General features: G+C 36.4%; 19 protein-coding genes and 1 other annotated feature. Of the genes, 5 read left to right on the forward strand and 14 right to left on the reverse strand.

The genetic code is table 11. The features are described 5' to 3' along the window. Nucleotides 1–229: 229 nt before the first annotated feature. From OEV82_RS09400 to OEV82_RS09435, 8 genes are all read right to left on the reverse strand, one after another. Nucleotides 230–637 carry a DUF350 domain-containing protein gene (locus OEV82_RS09400; protein WP_173661947.1) on the reverse strand — a complete coding sequence of 136 codons (408 nt, stop codon included), beginning with the start codon at nt 635–637 and terminating at the stop codon, nt 230–232. A gap of 30 nt (nt 638–667) precedes the next feature. Continuing rightward, entirely contained in the window at nt 668–3,028 is a 2,361-nt protein-coding gene (locus tag OEV82_RS09405; RefSeq protein ID WP_263061728.1) for an endonuclease MutS2, read from the reverse strand. 40 nt (nt 3,029–3,068) lie between these two features. Further along, nucleotides 3,069–4,796: a DNA polymerase/3'-5' exonuclease PolX gene (gene polX / locus OEV82_RS09410; RefSeq protein WP_263061729.1), complete on the reverse strand. Its 1,728-nt coding sequence runs from the start codon at nt 4,794–4,796 to the stop codon at nt 3,069–3,071. A 173-nt stretch (nt 4,797–4,969) separates the two neighbouring features. Beyond that, complete coding sequence (locus OEV82_RS09415) at nt 4,970–5,503, reverse strand: CvpA family protein (protein WP_173661941.1); 534 nt, start codon at nt 5,501–5,503, stop codon at nt 4,970–4,972. Between the two features lie 42 nt (nt 5,504–5,545). Then, nucleotides 5,546–5,818, reverse strand: coding sequence for a cell division protein ZapA (gene zapA, locus OEV82_RS09420; RefSeq protein WP_263061730.1), 273 nt, complete (start codon nt 5,816–5,818; stop codon nt 5,546–5,548). Between the two features lie 222 nt (nt 5,819–6,040). Beyond that, the gene (gene pheT / locus OEV82_RS09425) at nt 6,041–8,446 is read right to left on the reverse strand and encodes a phenylalanine--tRNA ligase subunit beta (protein WP_263061731.1); all 2,406 of its coding nucleotides are present in this window, start codon (nt 8,444–8,446) and stop codon (nt 6,041–6,043) included. Between the two features lie 41 nt (nt 8,447–8,487). Further along, nucleotides 8,488–9,531, reverse strand: a complete 1,044-nt coding sequence (gene pheS / locus OEV82_RS09430) for a phenylalanine--tRNA ligase subunit alpha (protein WP_173662412.1) — start codon at nt 9,529–9,531, stop codon at nt 8,488–8,490. A 76-nt stretch (nt 9,532–9,607) separates the two neighbouring features. After that, nucleotides 9,608–9,847 (reverse strand) — a binding site (T-box leader). Between the two features lie 160 nt (nt 9,848–10,007). Beyond that, on the reverse strand, nt 10,008–10,760 hold the full coding sequence (locus tag OEV82_RS09435; RefSeq protein ID WP_263061732.1) for a TrmH family RNA methyltransferase: 753 nt from the start codon (nt 10,758–10,760) through the stop codon (nt 10,008–10,010). A gap of 142 nt (nt 10,761–10,902) precedes the next feature. On the opposite strand from OEV82_RS09435, the gene sspI reads away from it, so the two are divergent. The 3 genes from sspI to OEV82_RS09450 all read left to right on the forward strand — a co-directional run bounded on the left by sspI (nt 10,903) and on the right by OEV82_RS09450 (nt 13,626). Then, nucleotides 10,903–11,112, forward strand: a complete 210-nt coding sequence (gene sspI, locus OEV82_RS09440; protein WP_161919870.1) for a small acid-soluble spore protein SspI — start codon at nt 10,903–10,905, stop codon at nt 11,110–11,112. A gap of 167 nt (nt 11,113–11,279) precedes the next feature. Continuing rightward, on the forward strand, nt 11,280–12,131 hold the full coding sequence (locus OEV82_RS09445) for an MBL fold metallo-hydrolase (protein ID WP_263061733.1): 852 nt from the start codon (nt 11,280–11,282) through the stop codon (nt 12,129–12,131). Nucleotides 12,132–12,483: 352 nt separating this feature from the next. After that, the gene (locus OEV82_RS09450) at nt 12,484–13,626 is read left to right on the forward strand and encodes a glycosyltransferase family 4 protein (RefSeq protein WP_263061734.1); all 1,143 of its coding nucleotides are present in this window, start codon (nt 12,484–12,486) and stop codon (nt 13,624–13,626) included. Nucleotides 13,627–13,760: 134 nt separating this feature from the next. On the opposite strand, the gene OEV82_RS09455 is transcribed toward OEV82_RS09450, so the two are convergent. Both OEV82_RS09455 and dut read right to left on the reverse strand, forming a co-directional pair. Next, on the reverse strand, nt 13,761–14,849 hold the full coding sequence (locus tag OEV82_RS09455; protein WP_263061736.1) for a M42 family metallopeptidase: 1,089 nt from the start codon (nt 14,847–14,849) through the stop codon (nt 13,761–13,763). A gap of 300 nt (nt 14,850–15,149) precedes the next feature. Further along, nucleotides 15,150–15,587, reverse strand: a complete 438-nt coding sequence (gene dut, locus OEV82_RS09460) for a dUTP diphosphatase (RefSeq protein ID WP_173662417.1) — start codon at nt 15,585–15,587, stop codon at nt 15,150–15,152. A 153-nt stretch (nt 15,588–15,740) separates the two neighbouring features. Here dut and OEV82_RS09465 point away from each other — a divergent pair, with 153 nt between their 5' ends. Further along, nucleotides 15,741–16,160, forward strand: coding sequence for a sigma-w pathway protein ysdB (locus tag OEV82_RS09465; RefSeq protein ID WP_173662418.1), 420 nt, complete (start codon nt 15,741–15,743; stop codon nt 16,158–16,160). 176 nt (nt 16,161–16,336) lie between these two features. Here OEV82_RS09465 and OEV82_RS09470 read toward each other — a convergent pair whose 3' ends face one another. After that, a complete protein-coding gene (locus tag OEV82_RS09470) occupies nt 16,337–16,909 on the reverse strand; it encodes a TVP38/TMEM64 family protein (protein WP_263061737.1) in 573 nt (190 codons plus the stop codon). A 628-nt stretch (nt 16,910–17,537) separates the two neighbouring features. On the opposite strand from OEV82_RS09470, the gene OEV82_RS09475 reads away from it, so the two are divergent. Next, the gene (locus OEV82_RS09475; protein ID WP_263061738.1) at nt 17,538–17,831 is read left to right on the forward strand and encodes a DUF1294 domain-containing protein; all 294 of its coding nucleotides are present in this window, start codon (nt 17,538–17,540) and stop codon (nt 17,829–17,831) included. 100 nt (nt 17,832–17,931) lie between these two features. Here the strand turns inward: OEV82_RS09475 and OEV82_RS09480 are convergent, their stop codons facing one another. The 3 genes from OEV82_RS09480 to OEV82_RS09490 all read right to left on the reverse strand — a co-directional run. Beyond that, nucleotides 17,932–20,061: a heavy metal translocating P-type ATPase gene (locus OEV82_RS09480; protein WP_263061739.1), complete on the reverse strand. Its 2,130-nt coding sequence runs from the start codon at nt 20,059–20,061 to the stop codon at nt 17,932–17,934. Continuing rightward, the gene (locus OEV82_RS09485) at nt 20,054–20,422 is read right to left on the reverse strand and encodes an ArsR/SmtB family transcription factor (RefSeq protein ID WP_263061740.1); all 369 of its coding nucleotides are present in this window, start codon (nt 20,420–20,422) and stop codon (nt 20,054–20,056) included. Before OEV82_RS09485 ends, OEV82_RS09480 begins: the two co-directional genes overlap by 8 nt. A 125-nt stretch (nt 20,423–20,547) precedes the next feature. After that, nucleotides 20,548–20,727: hypothetical protein (locus OEV82_RS09490; RefSeq protein WP_263061741.1), on the reverse strand; the 180-nt coding region annotated here is incomplete at its 5' end.

The raw sequence follows: 20,727 nt of genomic DNA on the forward strand, positions 1-20,727 counted from the left end.
ATCTTGACAACGTTTACAATCTTTTTAATTTGAAAAAGTCTGCATATTTAAAAAAGTAAAAAGTAATCCTTACGCTATTAAAAGAGTAAGGATTACTTTCGAACGATATAATTTTAAGTTAAGTTAATTTAATAACAAATAAACACAACCCCAAAGGAAAAATACGATACAACAAGCAATTAAGATTTTCCCTAATTTTTCCAGGTTCCTCTCCCCCATTTTTTATTTCTTACATAATTCCGGCACCGATTACATAAGAAAGACCGACGGAAATTACCATTGAAATAAAACCTACGGCACGGTTCCCTTTTCCAATTTCCTCGTCAACCTTAAATTTCGGGGTTAAAAATTCAAAGATAAAATAGGCAATAATCAAAAGGAAAAATCCGAAACAACCCCATCCAATCATAACGAATAACGAATCGTTATGTAGAATTGAGTAGCGAAAAATATTCAATATCCCGAAAATTTTTCCACCGGTCGCCATGGCAACAGCCATATTCCCTTTCTTTATTTGTTCCCAGTTATCATATTTTGTTACAAGCTCAAAGATTGCTAGGAAAACAAGTGTACATAGGATAGCTACGCCATAGTTAGCGGCATGATTGACTAGTTCACTTTCCCAAAACTTTTCCATCCAATATCCCTCTTAATTTTTGGAATTAATCTATTTAAACTCTACGATTGTTACACCTGTTCCGCCTTCATTCGCATTTCCAAAGTGGAAAGATTTGACTTGACGATGGTTTTTCAAGTAATTTTGTACACCGGTCCGCAGTGCTCCTGTACCCTTTCCGTGAATGATGGATACCCGTGGATAACCCGCAAGTAGCGCATCGTCAATATATTTTTCAAGTCGAACAAGGGCATCCTCATAACGTTCACCACGTAAATCCAGTTCTAATCCGACATGATATTCTTTACCTTTAATTGATGCAATGTGCTGTGTCTCTTTTTTTGGTTTACTTTTAATTAATTCTAGGTCATCTTCCTCGACTTTCATCTTTATAATGCCGATTTGAACTTGCCATTCATTTTCAGATACACGTTCGATTAAATGGCCTTTTTGATCGAAGGATAAAACTTTCACCTCGTCACCAGGTTTGAAATCTTGTTTTACTTTTTTCTTTATTGGCGGATGTCGATCTTGTTTCGCTTCTGGTACAACACCTTCAAGGCGCTTTCTTGCTTCAATGAGTTCATGTTCCTTAATTTCGGCACCTTTTTCCAATTGCATTTGCCGTAAGGTTCGAATAATTTCTTCGGCCTCACGTTCTGCATTCCTTACGATCGATTTCGCTTCTTGTCGTGCCTGTTCATACAGTTCGTCTTTTTTGTTATAAAACTCAATCATCGCCTTTTGTAAGTCTTTATGCAGTTTCTCTGCTGCTTTTAAAAGATCTTTCGCTTCTTCCTCTTCTTTCTCCGCCAGGCGTGTGCTTCTTTCTAAGGAAGCTATCATGTTATCGACTTTGTTTGATTCTACATGAATATGGGTTTTTGCATTTTCGATAATATCATTGGATAAACCGAGTCGTTTCGATATCTCAAAAGCATTGCTTCGTCCTGGAACCCCAATTAATAAACGATAGGTTGGACTCAATGACTCGATATCAAATTCCACGCTGGCATTTGTTACACCATCTCGGTTATAACTGTAGGCCTTCAACTCTGGATAGTGGGTTGTTGCAATGACTCGCGCCCCTCGACGATGTACTTCATCTAGGATGGACATTGCTAAGGCAGCTCCTTCTTGTGGATCGGTTCCTGCCCCTAATTCATCAAATAAAACAAGGCTATTACTATCTACATGACGTAGAATTTCTACAATATTCACCATATGGGATGAAAAGGTACTTAAACTTTGTTCAATCGACTGTTCATCACCAATATCAGCAAAAACCGATTCAAAAACAGCAACTTCGGAACCATCTTGTGCTGGAATTTGTAATCCAGCCTGGGCCATTAACGTAATTAATCCGACGGTTTTAAGTGTAACGGTTTTTCCACCTGTATTAGGACCTGTTATAACAATCGTTGTAAAGTCCTTTCCTAATTCGATATCGTTGGCCACAACTTCATCTATCGGTATAAATGGATGTCGAGCACGGAACAAGCGGATAACACCATCATTATTCATCATTGGTTTTGTTGCTTTCATTGAAGCACCAAATTTTGCCTTCGTAAACATAAAGTCGAGCTCGCGTAAAATTGAAACTAATTGTTTAAGTTCCTCACTATAAGTTGCCGTTTTCGTTGACAATTCCGTTAAAATACGTTGAATTTCAGCTTGTTCTTTCATCTTTGTTTGATGTAATTCATTATTCAGTTGAACGATCGATTGCGGTTCGATAAATAATGTTTGACCGGAAGAAGATTGGTCATGCACCATTCCACCAAAATGGGATCTGTATTCTTGTTTAACAGGAATAACAAATCGGTCGTTACGGATCGTAATGATCGCATCTGATAACATCTTTTGTGCACTTGATGAACGAATAATGTTTTCTAATTTTTCCCGTACCCTGCCTTCTAAGCTACGAATCTGGGTACGAAGTGAACGTAACTTTTCACTTGCACTGTCTAATACATCGCCATTTTCACTAATGGCACTAGTAATTATACGGTACAACTCCGTCGGAGGATTCAAATTTTCACCATATTCTTGTAAAATTGGTAAGCTTACATCCTCTTCTTCGACGAGTTCCCCTAAAAATGTTTTCAGAATCCGACTGGCACGAATGGTACTTGCAATTTCAACAAACTCATCCGGATGTAGCATACTACCGATTTCAGCACGCTTTACATGAGGCAAAATATTAAATACCCCACCAAGGGGGACATGCCCTTTTAACCGAAGCACCTTTGCAGCTTCATCTGTTTCTTCTTGTAACCGCACGATTTCCGTAAAATCGGTAGAAGGGGTTAATTTTTCTGCCAATTCCCTTCCTAAACTAGATGATGCAAAGGTTGTCAACTGTTGACGTATTTTATGAAATTCTAAAGTCTCAATTGCTTTATTATTCACGGAGATCTATACTCCTTTCATTTCTGTTTATTGTTTGAAATTACGCTCTCTTTTTCGATAAACATGTGAACAGTTCATCTTTTGTCATTGTATTGACAATTGTATTTTTATAAATCCAAGCCTTCCGAGCATATTTTACACCTATTTCCATATAGCTTAATGTCATGGATTGGTGACTGTCCGTATTAATCATCAAGTGAACACCGGCTTTTTGGGCTTGAATAAGAAAGTCTGTCCGTAAATCTAATCGTCTTGGATTCGCATTTAGTTCAAGGATCGTATTCGTTTCTTTTGCTAATTGAAGTAGACGTTCAACATCTACATTATAGCCATCGCGTGCACCGATTTTTCTCCCTGTTGGATGGGCGATCATATGAACATAAGGATTCCGACAGGCTGCTTCTAACCGCTTCATTATTAATTCTTGACTTTGACCAAATGCCGTATGGATGGATGCAATAACAAAATCTAATTCAGCTAAAATGTCATCTGAAAAATCCAATGTTCCATCTGGTAAAATATCCATTTCTGACCCGGCTAAAATGGTAATGTCATCATATTTTTCATTAAGTTCACGAATGATGTCAATTTGTTTTTTCAACCTGTCAGGCGTTAGACCGTTGGCTACTCGTAAGTTTTGTGAATGGTCCGTAATGGCCATATATTCATACCCTTTTCTTCGGCAAGCTTCAATCATTTCTTCAATGGAATGGGCACCGTCGCTCCAAGTTGTATGCATATGCAAATCACCACGAATATCATCAGTGGCAATTAATTTGTCCAATTCATCCACCCGATCAATTTCCGTTCCGTCGATGCGAACTTCAGGTGGAATCCATGGTAAATGAAAGTGTCTGTAAAATTGTTCTTCCGATTGGAAGGTAAGAACTTCACCAGAACCTAATTGTTCAACTCCATATTCACTAATTTTTTCGTTCCGCTCCTTCGCGATTTGTCGCATACGAACATTATGATCCTTAGATCCTGTAAAATGATGTAAAGTCGTTGCAAACTGTTCTGGCAATACTAAACGAAAATCAGCTGACACATCAACATCGAAGGTAAAAACAATCGATACCTTCGTATCTCCGTCATTTGTAATTTCTTTTATATTTGGAAGCTGGGTTAATTGTTCTTTTACCTTATGTACGTGATTCGTTGCTATGATGAAATCCAAATCTTTTACAGTTTCTCTTACGCGACGTACACTACCTGCACGGGAATATTTTTCGATCCCTTCAAATTGAGTAAGTTGTTCTTCGATCCAATTGACAATTGGTAACATATCTGCAAGAGCATACCGGTCTGGTCTTGAACCGAGATTTTCAATTTCAGCTAAAATTTTTTCCTCTTTCTTTTTTCCAAATCCTTTTAATCCCGATACGCTTCCATCTTCACAAGCTTTCTTTAACTCATTGACGTTTGTAATTCCGAGTTCTTGGTAAAGTTTGGCAATAGTTTTTCCGCCTAAGCCTGGAATTTGAAGTAAAGGAATTAATCCCTTCGGCACTTCTTCCTTTAGGGATTTTAATACATCTGTATTGCCATTTTCAATAAATTCTTGAATAATTGCACCTGTTCCTTTTCCAATACCTGGTAAGGACGTAAAATCTTCTATATCTTCAATCGTCCGTTCATCGAGTTCAATAGTTCTTGCAGCTTTTCGGAAGGCTTGTATTTTAAATGGATTTTCACCCTTTAATTCCATATAAATCGCAATCGTTTCTAAATGACGAATAACATCTTTTTTGTCAACATTACGTTTCACTCTGATCACCTGTTTAATAAGTTCCGAATTTTATTTTTTAGTATATCCTTTTATACTTTATCATTTTTTCTGACAATCTGAAAATAACTGCCATCTTTTGTTCCTTCTTTTAGAAGGCAAAAAATGAGACTGATCCAAAATTAGGCCAGCCTCATATCTGCTTCATTATTTCATTACTTACGAAAAAATAACTCATAAATTTGTTGTGAAAATACTGGAGTATTATTAACAATCCCTTTTGCAACCCAAGAACCTTCGATATAATCCTGCACTTGTTCGATTGGAATTAGTGCTGCCATATATAACAGAATAAAGATGAATAAGTACGTTTCTAGAAATCCTAATATACCACCTAACCATAAGTTTAATTGTCTTAAAACGGGAATATTGGTAACGAATGTCAACATCGAACCAATAATTTGCAGAATAATCTTCACAGCAATAAAAATGAGAAAGAATGCTACTCCATTATAAAAAGCAGCTTCTGCATTAACCGCATCTAATAAAACTTGTAACGCTGTATTTTCACCAATGGCCGGATACGGGATCCATAATGTCAGTCGGCTAGCTAAATCATCATAGTAAATAAAGGCCACAATAAATGCGATAATCCATCCAACTAAATGTATTGCTTGAAGTATGAAACCTCTTCGAAGTCCCACAATACATCCAATCAGTAATAAAAAGATAATGATTATACTTAACATGTCAGTCAACCCTTTTTGTCATTTCTTTAAAGTAGCTCCAAACTATTGATTCGTATCTGATTCTAGTTGATTTAACCTTTCTTGTAATCTATCATATTTCTCTTTTAATTTTATATATTCATTGACTGCATTTACAGCAGTTAATACGGCCAATTGATTCGTATCTAAAAAGGTATTTTTATTACGAATTTCCTTCATTTTCTCATCAACGGTAGTCGCAACATGTCTAATATGATTGGGTGATTCTTTTCCAATAATGACATATTGCTGGCCAAGAATTTCGACAGTAATCCGATTTTTCCGTTCCTCTGACAATATTATTCCTCCATTCGTCAGAATCCTTTTACTATCATATCATGAACAAAAATAAAATGGGAAGGGAAAAGTAAAATCGTAATTAATTCTTAATACTCAAAAGAAAGGAGTTTATCTATTGCATGACACCGATAAAAGACATTTTGACCATAAACTCCAGCATTACAACTAAAAAAGAAAAGCAGCTGTAGTATAAACAGCTGCTTCATATTATTGTAACAATTACATTCTCAATTCGGCTCCAGCCGATTGTAAAGCTGCAACGACGTTTTCATGAACTTGATTGACTTCATCATCGGTTAACGTTCTTTCTGGGTCTGAATATTTTAGTGTGAAAGCAACAGATTTTTTATTTTCTGGTACTTTATCACCGACATACACATCAAACACATTGACTTCTTTAAGTAATTTGCCGCCAGCAGAAACGATAATATCTTTTAACTCACCTGCGGTTTGTGTTTGATCGACGACAAGTGCTATATCCCGGGTAATACCTGGGAATTTTGGAATCGTTGTATACGATAGGAATGGAGATTTCATATTTATTAGTTTTTCTAAATCGAGTTCAAAGACGAATACATTTTTAACATCATATTCTTTTTCACGAGTTGGATGGACTTTACCTAAAAATCCCACTACTTCATCGTTGACATATATTTTTGCCGTTTGTCCTGGGTGCATGCCATCGATTTCAGCTTTTTCATAACGGATGCCTGCTAATTGTAACCGTTCAAACAACGCTTCTAAAATTCCTTTTACTGTATAGAAGTCAACCGGTACTTTTTCACCTTGCCAAGGATGGTTCACGTATAACCCCGTTAACGCTACCGCTAAATGCTCCACTTCTTCTGGTTGTACATGAGCACCTTTTCCGTAGAATACTTTTCCAATCTCATATAACCCAACATCACTATTTTTCCGCGCACGGTTATAAGAAATAGAATCTAATAAATGAGGTATCAACGTATCTCGTAAAATGGCATGTTCTTCACTCATCGGCATCGATAATTGAACGGGCTCTGCAGGTTGTAAAGCAAATTGACCAAATTTTTCTTTACTTGTTAAGGAATAAGTAGTTGCTTGTAAAAGTCCTGCACCTTCTAACACTTCGCGAACAACTCGACGTTTTTGTTGATATGGTGTTAAATGACCTAAAGTTTGCGCACCAACCGGTAAGGTTGTTGGAATCTTATCATATCCATAGATGCGCGCAATTTCTTCATACATATCCTCTGGAATGGAAATATCCCAGCGGCGACTCGGTATATGAACAACAAATGTTTCATTATCTAACGTATACTCAAATTGCAGTTTTTGAATCATGTCTTCTACTTCTTTTATACTTAAATCTGTTCCTAAGAACCGGTTTATTTTCGTTCGATCTACTTTTACAGTTACTGGTTCAACACGAAGTTCTTCATGCGCTACCGTCCCTTCTAGAACTTCACCACCTGCAAGTTCCGCAATTAAAGCGGCAGCCCGTTCGGAAGCTTGACGTACTCTCGTTGGGTCGATTCCTCTTTCAAATCGGCTACTTGCTTCACTCCGTAACCCATGATAACGTGATGTTCTCCGAATGGATGTACCGTTAAAGTAGGCAGATTCAAGCAATATCGTTGTCGTATCATCTTTTACTTCTGAATCTAATCCACCCATGACTCCAGCTAAGGCGACAGGTTCTTTTCCATTTGTAATGACTAAATCTTCTTGGCGTAATGTACGTTCTGTACCATCTAACGTAACCATTTTTTCTCCTTCATATGCTTTCCGTACAAGTACTTCCTTCGAGCCAAAACGGTCATAGTCAAAAGCGTGTAATGGTTGACCGTACTCTAATAAGACGTAGTTTGTAATATCCACGACATTATTATGTGGACGAATTCCGGCTGCCATTAATTTGTTTTGTAACCAAAGTGGTGATGGACCAATTTTTACATTTTTAATAACTTTCGCTGTATAAATCGGTGAATCTTCAGACTCGACACGGACGGAAATATAATCACGTGCTTGTTCATTCGTCTCGGAAACAGTCGCTTCCGGCAATTTCACTTCTTTTCCGAAAATCGCTGCTGTTTCATACGCAACGCCAAGCATACTCATACAATCGGCACGGTTAGCAGTTATACTTAATTCTAATACAGCATCGTCTAAATTAAGTAAGGAAAGGGCATCTGCTCCAACTTCTGCATCTTCCGGTAAAACAAAAATTCCATCTGCATATTCTTTTGGAACAACTTTACCATCAAATCCAAGTTCTTGTAACGAACAAATCATTCCGTGTGAGACTTCTCCGCGGATTTTCCCCTTTTTAATTTTGACATTTCCTGCAATTCGTGCTCCAGCTTTCGCAACGATAACCTTTTGTCCTGCTGCAACATTCGGTGCACCGCAAACAATTTGCACAGGCTCTTCCTCACCGATATCGACTTGACAGAGATGAAGATGATCTGAATTCGGGTGATCTTCACATGTTAATACATGTCCAACCACAATCTTCTTTAGCTTTTCACCTTTTTTCTCAACATCTTCAACTTCAATGCCGGTACGGGTAATTTTTTCAGCTAGCTCTTCCGGACTAATGCCTGTTAAATCAACATAGTCTTGAAGCCATTTATATGAAACGTACATTGATTTACCTCCTCATTTTTTAAAAAATCCAGATTTTCAATTTAATTAGATTCCACCGGTGAAAATTGTTTTAAGAATCGAACATCGTTTGTATAGAAATGACGGATATCATCGATTCCATATCGTAACATTGCAATCCGTTCCACACCGATTCCAAAGGCGAAACCAGTATAATTTTCAGGATCGAATCCGCTCATACGAAGGACGTTCGGATGAACCATGCCCCCGCCTAAGATTTCAATCCAACCGGTTCCTTTACAGACACTACAACCGTCGCCATGACAAATTTTACAAGAAATATCAATTTCAACAGAAGGTTCAGTGAATGGGAAGAAACTTGGACGATAACGAATATCACGTTCTTCACCAAACATCTTTTTCGCAAATAATGCTAACGTACCTTTTAAATCACTCATACGAATTCCTTCATCAACCACAAGCCCCTCAATTTGCATAAATTGATGGGAGTGTGTCGCATCATCATCATCACGACGATACACTTTTCCAGGTACAATAATTTTAACCGGTCCTTTCCCTTCATGTTTTTCCATAGTTCTTGCTTGCATTGGTGATGTATGTGTACGTAAAAGCAATTCTTCAGATATATAAAAACTATCTTGCATATCCCGTGCTGGGTGGTCCTTCGGTAAGTTTAATGCTTCAAAGTTGTAATAATCCGTTTCCACTTCTGGACCTTCCGCAATGGTATAGCCGAGGCCAATGAATAAATTTTCAGCTTCTTCGATAATCTTTGTTAACGGATGGTGATTGCCTTGAACAATCGGACGTCCTGGTAACGTAATGTCAATCGATTCTTTTTGTAGCTTTTCGGCAATGACCTTTTCTTCTAATATTTTTTGTTTCGCTTCAATTTGTTCTTGGATGGCGGCCCGTACTTCATTAGCTAACGCTCCGATAACTGGACGTTCTTCCGGGGCAAGCTTCCCCATACCTCGTAATACTTCCGTAATCGGACCTTTTTTCCCTAAATATGCGACACGCACATCGTTCAGTTCTTTTAAACTTTGACTACTTTCTATTTTTCCTAACGCTTCCTGTTTAAGCTCTTCTAAACGTTCCTTCATTTTAAATCCTCCTTTTATCCATGTATTTGCCACTTGCATGTACAAAAATTTTCCATACAAAAAAACCTCATCCACAAAAAGGGACGAGGTTTACTTCGCGGTACCACCCTTATTGATTCAATCGATACATATGAATTGAATCCACTTCATTTGTTAACGGTCTTCCCGCTCAATCTTTACACAAAAAACTTGTGGTCCCGATTGAGAGTTCATAGGGTGAAATTTCGTTTAGCTTCTATTGAAAATGCTTTCAGTCACGGCATTTTCTCCCTGAAATAGAAGGCCCTAAACTACTTGCCCTAATCATTACTGATCAATTTATTTAATTATAGAAATATTATCCATACATAAGATTTACTTAATATTATATAGATTGACTGTAAAATTCGCAACATTTGTATGTAAAATTCAACAGGTTTTGTCACAATTTGTATAAAAAACTGCGTGTTAGATGCTATTTTTTTACAGCTTAATAATCATTTTCCCCTTAAATAGTACATTAATATACCTGCTGCGACAGCGACATTTAGTGATTCACTTTTACCAAAGATCGGGATATATAAATTTTGATTTGTTTTTTCTAATAATTGTTCATCTACACCTTGTCCTTCATTACCAACAATCAAGGCAAAAGAAGGACCAATTTCCACTTCATACATTGACACGGCGTTTTGTAAAGCTGTACCGTAAACTGGGATGTCCTTTTCCTTTAGTTGCTCAATCCATTCATTCAGGTTGCCCCGAACAATTGGCAAATGAAAATGACTTCCTTGTGCAGAACGAAGCACCTTTGGATTGTATGGATCCACACTCCCTACACCTAACACAACCGCATCGAAACCAGCTGCATCAGCAGTACGGATCATCGTTCCGACATTTCCTGGATCTTGAACTGCATCAATAAGCAGGAAACGTGTTCCTTTTATATCTGTTGCCGCTCCTTGTTTACATATAGCAAAAATACCTTGTGGTGTTTCTGTATCAGAAATTAATCTTTCAATATTATTAGCGATGACATATACTTCATCATTACCGAACTTTGCTTTTGGCAATTTTGGGTAATATTGTTCCGTAACAATAATTTCTTCGATTACTCCTGCCGCCTTTGCTTCGAAAACAAGATGTTCCCCTTCAACAAGGAATAAACCGGTTTTGTCCCGCTCTTTTCTCGTTAACAATTTTTTCCAATGTTTTACTTTTTCATTTTTTGCTGATTGAATTAAATTCACTTCGGATCCCCTTTTCAACATTTCCTTATAATCATTATCACTATAGCCTGTAGACTTTCTTCATTATACCGAATTCTATATACATATTACATGAAAAAGAAGAAAACAATAACAATGACCAATATTACAGGAGGTTTCGTTAATGAATTTTAATTTACGTCATGCTATTATACAAAATGTTTCTGGTAATACACAAGAACAGTTAGAAGATACAATTGTTGATGCGATTCAAGTTGGTGAAGAAAAAATGCTACCGGGTCTCGGCGTGTTATTTGAAGTCATTTGGCTAAACGCCGATCAACAGAAAAGACAGATGATGTTAGAAACGTTAGAAGAGGGATTAAAAAGATAAGGGTTGTTGTGGGGAACATTTTATCATTGTTCGTTCCCCTTTTATTTGTTGTGTACAAAGTTTTTCGATGATACACCTCTAATTTCAGAGTTCTTTACAACTTCAAACAACCTTTTTCGAGATCGTCCTAAATTCAGCTTTCAATTTTTCAAAAAGGAGGAAAATCAATGGAACATAAAGAAGATTATGAATTAAGCAACACGATGCAAGGTAAGTTACTCCCTTTTACATCTTTATCAAGTGGCTTGTTTCAAACGGTTGCGCCTGGAGTACATTCTTTCACAATTCAAATCGTCAATATCGCCATCATTGAAACAATAAGTGGCGGATTTGTTCTTGTTGATTGTGGCATGCCTGGTTCAGAAGAAACAATTCTTTCCATGCTCTATGAAAAATTCGGGGAAAATGCAAAGCCTGAAGCAATTCTCTTAACCCACGGACATTTTGATCATGTTGGTGCGATTGAACAACTCGTCACTCTATGGAACGTACCCGTATATGCACATCCGTTAGAAATGCCTTACTTAACCGGGCAAAAAAATTATCCTGAACCTGATGGGTCGGTTGAAGGTGGGCTAGTAGCTAAACTCTCGCCCATATTTCCAAATAAAGGAATCAATATCAGCCCATATTTAAAAGAAATCCCAGCAAACTGTGAAGTACCTCATCTTCCGGATTGGAAGTGGGTTCATACACCAGGGCATTCTGAAGGACATATCTCCTTTTTCCGTGAAAGTGATCAAACACTAATTGCCGGAGATGCCTTCGTAACGGTACGTCAAGACTCACTTTACAAAGTAATTATACAAAAACAAGAAATTAACGGACCGCCCCGATATTTTACAACAGACTGGAAACTCGCAAAACAATCTGCTGCAAAGTTAGCTGACCTAAGTCCTAAAGTTGCCCTTACAGGACACGGAGTACCAATGAGTGGTGAGGAGCTATCAACTGGACTTCAAGAACTCGTTTTACATTTCGATGAAAAAGCCATTCCCAATTATGGGAAGTACATTTAGTTGAGATTCAAATTTCTGATCGTGGCCATGAATTATTCTATAGCGTTATTATTTTTATTTCAGGAACTGTTAATTTCAACTAAAACGTGATAAAATTGTCAAGCAAATGAAACCTAATGTTTTCAAGAACGTATAAAAAATGAACAAGAAACTCTAAAAAGTTTTAAGGGTTTTTATGTTGGAGAAATAGGGTCAATTGTTTTAGTAAAATAAGCCATATTGAGTTGTAACTTTTAATTTGCTGAATATACTAGTAGCTAATAAAGCATTTTTTAATATTTACAAAAGATTAATACTATTTAATCAAAAAAGAGTTATACTTGTTTATATGGTAATAGCTTGGGGGGATTGAATGAGAATTGCAATCTTTACGGACACTTATGTCCCTGATGTAAACGGGGTTGCTATTACGTTGAAGCATTTTACGGACTACTTAGAGGAAAAAGGGCATGAGTATATTGTCTTTGCACCGAAAAGTTCAAAGGAAACGAGATTTTCAAGTCAAGTTCATCGGTTTAAAAGTTTACCCCTATTTTTCTATCCAGAATGTCGATTAGCCTTACCAAACATGTTGCGTGTGAAACAAGCATTACAAGAGTTTCAGCCTGATATAATTCATATTGCAACGGAATTCAATGTCGGTCTTTGTGGGTTGCATTATGCTAAAAAAATGAATATCCCGCTCGTCGGTTCGTATCATACAAATTTTGATAAATATCTCCAATACTACGATATTCAATTTTTATCAAAAATTTTATGGCGATATATGCGTTGGTTTCATAAACCATTTCGCAAAATTTTCGTTCCATCCTATGATACGATCGAATCGTTAAGGAAAAAGGGATTTACGAACTTGCATATTTGGCCGGGTGGCGTTGATTGTGAGTTATACACCCCAAATTACTCACAAGAAAAAATTCGCGAGAAATATAATATTAAAGAAAAGTATATTTTATCCTTTGTAAGTCGCTTAGCACCGGAAAAAGATATCGACACGTTGTTAAAAATTGCCAATCAACTACCTTATGATTTAAAAGGTGATGTGCGGTGGCTTGTCGTTGGTGACGGTCCTTCTAAGGAAGAAATGATGGCACAAGCACCATCAAATATGACTTTCACCGGTTTTTTAAGCGGAAAAGATTTAGCTGCCGTTTATTCGGCATCCGATTTATTCGTCTTTCCTTCAGCGACTGAAACGTTCGGGAATGTCGTCATTGAATCATTAGCTTCAGGAACACCTGTCATTGGGGCAAAATCAGGTGGAGTTAAAAATTTAGTAAAACATAATGTAAATGGTATGCTTTGCGAACCGAAAAATGTTGAATCTTTTATTTCAGCAATACAAAAATTACTTCATGATGAAGGATTACGTCAAAGTATGAGCAAGGAGGCACGTGAATTTGCTTTAACACAAACTTGGGAAGCCATTTTTGATCGGCTGTTATTGGATTATGAAGATGCGATAAATGTAGATAAATATCAATTATTAGCTTAAATTCTATTATTCTAACATATTATTTCAATACAAACGGACTTATTCTATTTTTATAAATTAAAAAATAGTTTTTATTAAGGGGCTGACATCAACGTCAACCCCTTTTTAGTGCCTTTTAATAGGACCACCGTCGCTTAATCAAATTTAATTGTATTAACCGTATCCCAATCTAACCGTTTTACAACTTCAGTTACTAATTTCACTGTGTTTTCATAATCATCACGATGAATGACACTCGCATTGGAGTGGAGATAACGGGTAGATACTGTAATTGCAAGGGCTGGTACACCAGCTTTTGTTAGACTAATGGCGCCTGCATCGGTACCTCCTCCAGGAATCATTTCAAATTGATATGGTATTCCTAACGCTTCTGCGGTTTCCACGACAAATTCTCGTAATCCTCTATGGGAAACAAGGGAATGGTCGTAAACTATGATTTGTGGACCTTCACCTAATCGACTTAACGACTCTTTTTCCGTCATTCCAGGTGTATCTCCAGCAGTACCAACATCGAGGGCTATGCCGATATCTGGCTCAATTTTGTAGGATGCTGTTTTGGCCCCACGTAAGCCCACTTCTTCTTGTACAGTTGCAACACCGTAAACGGTATTCGGATGGTTCTCTTTTTGTAAATTTTTTAATACATCAATCACAATGGCACAGCCAATCCGGTTATCCCAAGCTTTTGCTAATAAAAACTTGTCATTTTTCATTACGGTAAATTCACAATACGGAACAATCATATCTCCTGGACGGACGCCCCATGACTCCGCTTCTTCTTTACTCGTTGCACCGATATCAATAAACATATTCTTGATTTCAAACGGCTTTTTTCTTGCCTCTGCTGATAAAACATGCGGTGGTTTTGAACCAATCACACCCGTAATAGAATCTCCCTTTGATGTAACAACCGTCACTCGTTGGGCAAGCATCACTTGTCCCCACCAACCACCAACGGTTTGAAAACGTATAAACCCTTTATCATCAATATGTTTAACCATGAAGCCAACTTCATCAAGATGCGAACTCAGCATAATTTTAGGACCGTTTTCTTGCCCCTCTTTTTTCGCAATTAAGCCCCCTAATCCATCCGTTGTAATCTCATTGGCATAAGGTGTTATGTATTTTTTTACTACTTCACGAATCTCACGTTCATTTCCCGGAATCCCTTTCGCATCGGTTAAATCTTTTAACATTGTTAACGTCGGATCTAGATGAACCAAAAAAATCCCTCCTTATTTCTAATAAATAGACCGTAAGCCTATCAACTACTTACGGTTGATAAATTTTGAAAATTCCGTCTCAAAAAACAACAAGTCCACCAATGGTATTATATACCATTTATTAAAATAATCCTATTTTTTCACCTTTACCATTGTCTTGTCCGATTATTTTTTTACATTTCATTTGCAGTATCTAAATATTGCTCAATAAAAAAGTCCATTTGGTACGTTGTCCTCTAAAGAATTTAAGGGCGTACCCTCCAGTTCTAATGACTTGGTACGCCCTTCGTCTTATTAAAATTATTTCATTCCTGAAGAACCGAATCCACCTTCACCTCGGGATGTTTCTGACAGTTCCTCCACTTGTTCAATTTCTACCCGTGTAACTGGCGCAATGACCATTTGAGCAATGCGCATTTGTTTTTCAACTTTAAAAGGCGCTTTCCCGTGATTAATTAAAATCACTTTAATTTCACCGCGATAGCCTTCATCGATTGTTCCTGGACTATTTAATACTGTTACACAATGTTTCAACGCTAAGCCACTTCTTGGTCTAACTTGTGCTTCTGTTCCTTGTGGTAATTCGATGACAAGGCCTGTTGCAATCAGTTCAGCCTCACCAGGTTGGATGACTTTTTCTTCTACTGAATATAAATCAAGCCCGGCATCGCCTGGGTTTGCGTAAAAAGGGATTTTCGCATCTTCATGTACAAGTTTCACTTTTAGTTGATATGTCATTGGTCAAACTCCTATTTCGTATGATTTTGCTAAAAAAATTATAACAAAATTATATAAAAATGAAACCTCCTCTCAACTCATTCGTATATTTTATATCAAGAACATTATTTATTTCTATCTTTATGATCACTATGTCTTGTAGGAGGCGAAAAAATGGGATTAATCATACGGATTGTCGTCATCGCATTAATCGTATTGCTCATTTATAGTGGAATCCGTTATATCCTTCATCCAAAACGTAAACTTGAATTGGCCCATGAACAAAAACGATTCTATTTTCTAGATGACCCCAACAACGTTAGAAAAAATTTTATGTTGACCTATAAAGGCGTATTGTTCGAAGGGGAAAAATATTTAGGAACTACACCGGATGCTTTTGAAGTTGTATCAATCTTTGTTTTCCCAAAAAACGTAGCTTCGCTAAAAGGGCTAACAAAAAGTGACTTTAAAACGATTGAGCAACATATTCAAAAATATTATCCTAAAGCAGAAATCGATTGGAAAAGCCCAATCAAGGAGTTTCTTAACAATGATGATAACAATCCGGACAAGCCATGGCAGGATGAGCGTTAAATAAAACTTATAGGTGATTGGGCCTTCTTTTTATAAACGCCTAAGTCGCACCTATCCATTCTTATATCGATTTAAAAAAACGAAATATAGAGATCATACTTAAAACAAAAAACTACCATATATGAAAAAAATATTTTCATATATGGTAGTTTTTTGGTTTAATGGATGTTACTTGTTTACGACGTCGCTTTAAAAAAATCTTTCCACTTGATCACAACAAACTTTTCACGAAAGGCTATTATTAACACCATTAAACTAATTATGAATACAATCCCCATCGTCGGCGAAAAATGCTTAAAAAATTGACCAAACACTGTATAAAAAATAACGACTGGTATATTTGTATAAAAAGAAGCGATTGCATATTCGTGGAATGCTTTTTTCCGTTCCATTAGACAGAAACAAAGTAACTGGTAATACATAAAAGGAACTAATTTTAATACCGAAATTTGTGCAGTGGTAAGATTGGCATATGGACCAAACCATTTCATTTTAAACTGTTGTATTTTTTGATGGAACGACGGGAAAATCCTTAACAAAAAATAAACAACAAAACTTGATAGCGTTAAACCGATTAACGAATAAATAGCCCCAAAAACAGCGCCAAATAACAAACCACCTGCAAAGCAAACCACAATGACAGGGATAAAGAAAAACTGTCGTAAAGTATGAAAAATAATAAAAATGATCGGGGCAAGTATACCACTCATCTGAACGACGGATAGGACATATTCCACCTTTTCACCCATTTTCATACCCTCCCATTCCGTTTTGATACCTTGCTGCATTTTTTCAGAGGGATTAAGTGAATCCAATGAAAAAATTACGCTATTTATATAAAAATATACAAAACAGAATTAGGATATGCCTTTTAATAAAATTGTAATATAATGGTCGTCCAATCGTCATTCATATAATAAAAAAAGAACAAAACTTGTAGAACAGCAAGAAGGGGCAGACCAAATTTAAAAGAAATATGCTTTGTTTTATGACGAAACATATACATACCAAGATTATGATAAGTCGGATTTTTGTACAATCATACTCGAACTTGATTATTATTGGCTTTTTAGTAAAATTAGGTCCATTTTACTTTTGGACAAAAAAACTATTTTTATTTTCTAATATGATAAACTAATTGGATCAATATTGGTAAATTAGTTCAATATCGTGTTCTTTTTCACATAAAAAATTGGACAATTTTCACTCATGTAAATCTTCATTTATAATATGACCTTTATTCTATCCTTTTTTGTACTCGCTCAATAAAAGCGAATCTTATTCAAATTTCGGTTATAATTATTTGAAGTTGATTAAATGTAACTCCTTTACATAATTCAAATGATTGAGATTTAAAGGAATGAGATGGAGGTTAATTTGGAATTGATTTTTCTTGTATTTGCATATTTATTTTTCATTAATACTGTTGGTATGGTTTTGATGTACCGAGATAAAAAAAGGGCTATCAAAGGGGAGTGGAGAATTAAAGAGAAAACATTATTTAATATTGCGTTGTTGGGCGGCTCTGTTGGGATTTTGTTAGGCGGCAAGCGATTTCGGCATAAAACCCACCATAAATCATTCAAATATGGAATTCCGGTAATCATTACATTCCAAATCGCATTGTTCATCTTTGCCTTTTATTTCTTTCAGAATAACCCTTTTTATTGATGAAAAAACATAAAATGCAATTCACCAATGGTACCCAAAACTAAATAACAGTTTTATCATAAAAAGGGATAACGTTCTGCTATCCCTTTTACATATGATTCTATTCTTTTACTTTTAGCAATCGCAAACTGTTTAATGTTACAAGTAATGTTGCTCCCATATCGGCAAATATTGCTATCCATAGCGTTAACCAACCCGGCATTACTAGCAGTAGAGCCACTAATTTAATTGCTAAAGAGAAGGTAATGTTTTGCTTGATGATAGCTAAAGCCTTACGGCTTAATTTTATTGTATATGGTAATCTGCTCAAATCATCAGACATTAAGGCGATGTCAGCCGTTTCTAAGGCTGTATCAGTTCCAGCACCACCCATCGCTACACCAACGGTAGATGCTGCAAGTGCTGGAGCATCGTTCACGCCATCTCCGACCATTCCCACATTTTTATGTTTTCCTCGAAGTTCTTTAATGAAATTAAGTTTATCTTCTGGAAGTAAGTCAGCTTTAATTTCCGAAACACCAACTTGTTTTCCGATTGCTGCTGCAGTTCTTTGATTATCACCTGTTAGCATTACTGTTTCAATTCCAATATTATTCAATTTGCTGATGACTTCTTTGGACGACTCTCTCATTTCATCTGCTACGGCAATTAACAAAAGGATCTCTTTTTCGGTTCCCAAAACCATTACCGTTTTACCTTGAGTTTGCATTTCAGTAATATTTTGTTTTTTATCACTAACAATGCTTCCATGCAATTCTTCAAAAAGTGCTGGACTTCCGACATAATACATTTCGTTATTTACTTTTGCTTTAACGCCTTTACCTGTAATTGATTGGAACTCTTCAATCGACACACCATTAAAGTTCAATCCCTTTTCTTCTGCTTTTCTTATAATTGCGGAAGCCAGTGGATGTTGAGAACCCTTTTCAATAGCTGCTGCTATCGTCATCAATTCGTTATCATTTCCATCAGATGTCACAATGTCTGTTACAACCGGAACCCCTTTTGTTAATGTTCCTGTTTTATCAAAAGCAATTGCTTTTAAGTGACCTGCTTCTTCTAAATGAATACCACCTTTAATTAAAACACCATTTTTCGCTGCATTTCCTATTGCTGTAACAACAGCAACTGGAGTTGAGACTACTAAGGCACAAGGACACCCAACCACTAATACAGCTAATCCTTGATAAATCCATTGGCTCCAGTCTCCCCCAAATAATGGTGGTACTACTGCAATTAAAAGAGCTAGTATCACAATCGCTGGTGTATAGTATTTTGCAAATTTATCGACAAACGCTTGAGAAGGGGCACGTTCTGCTTGGGCTTCTTCTACCAAGTGAATGATTTTTGAAAGGGTAGTATCTTCTACTCGTTTTGTTACTTTAACCTCAAGTAACCCTTCTTCATTCAAGGTTCCTGCAAATACTTCATCATTTATCGTTTTCGTTACTGGTACACTTTCACCTGTAATCGCAGCCTGATTTAATGTAGATGTACCTTTAACCACTACTCCATCCATTGCTAACTTTTGACCGGGCTTAACAACCATTATATCTCCAACTTGAATATCATCAACATGAATCATCATTTCTTCATTTCCACGACGAATCAATGCCTCTTTTGGAGCAATATCCATTAATGATTCAATGGATTGACGAGCTTTATCCATTGAATAACGCTCTAACGCTTCACTAATTGCAAATAGGATAACAACTGTTGCTCCTTCACCCCATTCACCAATGATCGCAGCTCCTATAATAGCAATAGTCATAAGCGTATTCATATCGAAATTTAATCTACTTAGATTTTTAAGACCTTTCACAAAAAGCGAATACCCACCGATTAAAATAGATGCTGCATAACCAATCGTCGGAAAAATATGCTCTTCCCCAAATTGCTTTCCTAAATACCAGCTAATTACTAGCAAAATAGCAGAAAGATATACCTTAATATTTTCCTTTTGCTTCCAGAAAGGTTCACGTTCAACTCTTTGTTCTTTTTCATCTCGGATCTTTAAATTTTCAAATGCTCCTGCTTTTTCTAGTTCCTCGATTGTTGTATTCCCTTGAACATAAACTTTAGATGCTCCAAAGTTTACTTTAGCTTCCTGAACACCCGGCAATTCTTTAACATTATTTTCAAAAATAGCTGCACAATTTGTACAAGTTAATCCTTGAACCCGATATGCTTTCATTTCTTGTTCGTTTAGTTTTGCTTGTTGATCAGACATTGGTTTCCACCTCGTTTTTATGTGCTAACGCAATCATCATTATCTGTTTGATGTGGTCATCATCTAATGAATAAAATGCTAGTTTTCCCTCTTTTCTGGACTTCACAATCCCTTGCTTATGGAGGGTACGTAAATGATGAGAAGCATTCGCTACAGTAACACCTACAATATTTGCTATATCGCACACACATAGTTCTTCATCTTGGCACAAAGCGTAGGTGATTTTTGCTCTATTTTCATCTGCAATAGCTTTTAGCATTTGGGATACACCAACAATGTCAATTGATTGTAAATCCCCTTGTATTCGATTCACCTTTTCTTCATCATAACAATAAATTTCACAGGTATCGTTTTTACTCATTATTATCACTCCTTTATCATTCAAGTGTTCATTTGAATATATTATACTCCTGTTCCCTCTGGACATTCAAGTAAATATTTGAATGTATTGTTTATTTTTCTTAATTAACCTTTCTTAGCATAAAATTAAGTTGACAATTTGTTTATGAAAACAAAAAACAAGCTATTCATTATAGCTTGTTCCAGACTGTCGACAAACCCCAACTCAAATGCTTCATTTGAGTTGGGATTTGTCTTTTTTTGCTCATCATTTTCTAAGATTCTTATCTTATTTAGGCTGGACATGGTCTTTTCCATGTCCAGTTT

Origin of the sequence: Pallidibacillus thermolactis, assembly GCF_025660415.1 — a bacterium.
Taxonomy (GTDB): Bacteria; Bacillota; Bacilli; order Bacillales; family Caldibacillaceae; genus Pallidibacillus; species Pallidibacillus thermolactis.

What these genes read in the sequence shown, in the direction of transcription:
- OEV82_RS09400 (WP_173661947.1), bottom strand. Translation starts at nt 637, where the DNA reads ATGGAAAAGTTTTGGGAAAGTGAACTAGTCAATCATGCCGCTAACTAT.
- OEV82_RS09415 (WP_173661941.1), bottom strand. Translation starts at nt 5,503, where the DNA reads ATGTTAAGTATAATCATTATCTTTTTATTACTGATTGGATGTATTGTG.
- pheT (WP_263061731.1), bottom strand. Translation starts at nt 8,446, where the DNA reads ATGTACGTTTCATATAAATGGCTTCAAGACTATGTTGATTTAACAGGC.
- pheS (WP_173662412.1), bottom strand. Translation starts at nt 9,531, where the DNA reads ATGAAGGAACGTTTAGAAGAGCTTAAACAGGAAGCGTTAGGAAAAATA.
- sspI (WP_161919870.1), top strand. Translation starts at nt 10,903, where the DNA reads ATGAATTTTAATTTACGTCATGCTATTATACAAAATGTTTCTGGTAAT.
- OEV82_RS09445 (WP_263061733.1), top strand. Translation starts at nt 11,280, where the DNA reads ATGGAACATAAAGAAGATTATGAATTAAGCAACACGATGCAAGGTAAG.
- OEV82_RS09450 (WP_263061734.1), top strand. Translation starts at nt 12,484, where the DNA reads ATGAGAATTGCAATCTTTACGGACACTTATGTCCCTGATGTAAACGGG.
- dut (WP_173662417.1), bottom strand. Translation starts at nt 15,587, where the DNA reads ATGACATATCAACTAAAAGTGAAACTTGTACATGAAGATGCGAAAATC.
- OEV82_RS09465 (WP_173662418.1), top strand. Translation starts at nt 15,741, where the DNA reads ATGGGATTAATCATACGGATTGTCGTCATCGCATTAATCGTATTGCTC.
- OEV82_RS09470 (WP_263061737.1), bottom strand. Translation starts at nt 16,909, where the DNA reads ATGGGTGAAAAGGTGGAATATGTCCTATCCGTCGTTCAGATGAGTGGT.
- OEV82_RS09480 (WP_263061739.1), bottom strand. Translation starts at nt 20,061, where the DNA reads ATGTCTGATCAACAAGCAAAACTAAACGAACAAGAAATGAAAGCATAT.
- OEV82_RS09485 (WP_263061740.1), bottom strand. Translation starts at nt 20,422, where the DNA reads ATGAGTAAAAACGATACCTGTGAAATTTATTGTTATGATGAAGAAAAG.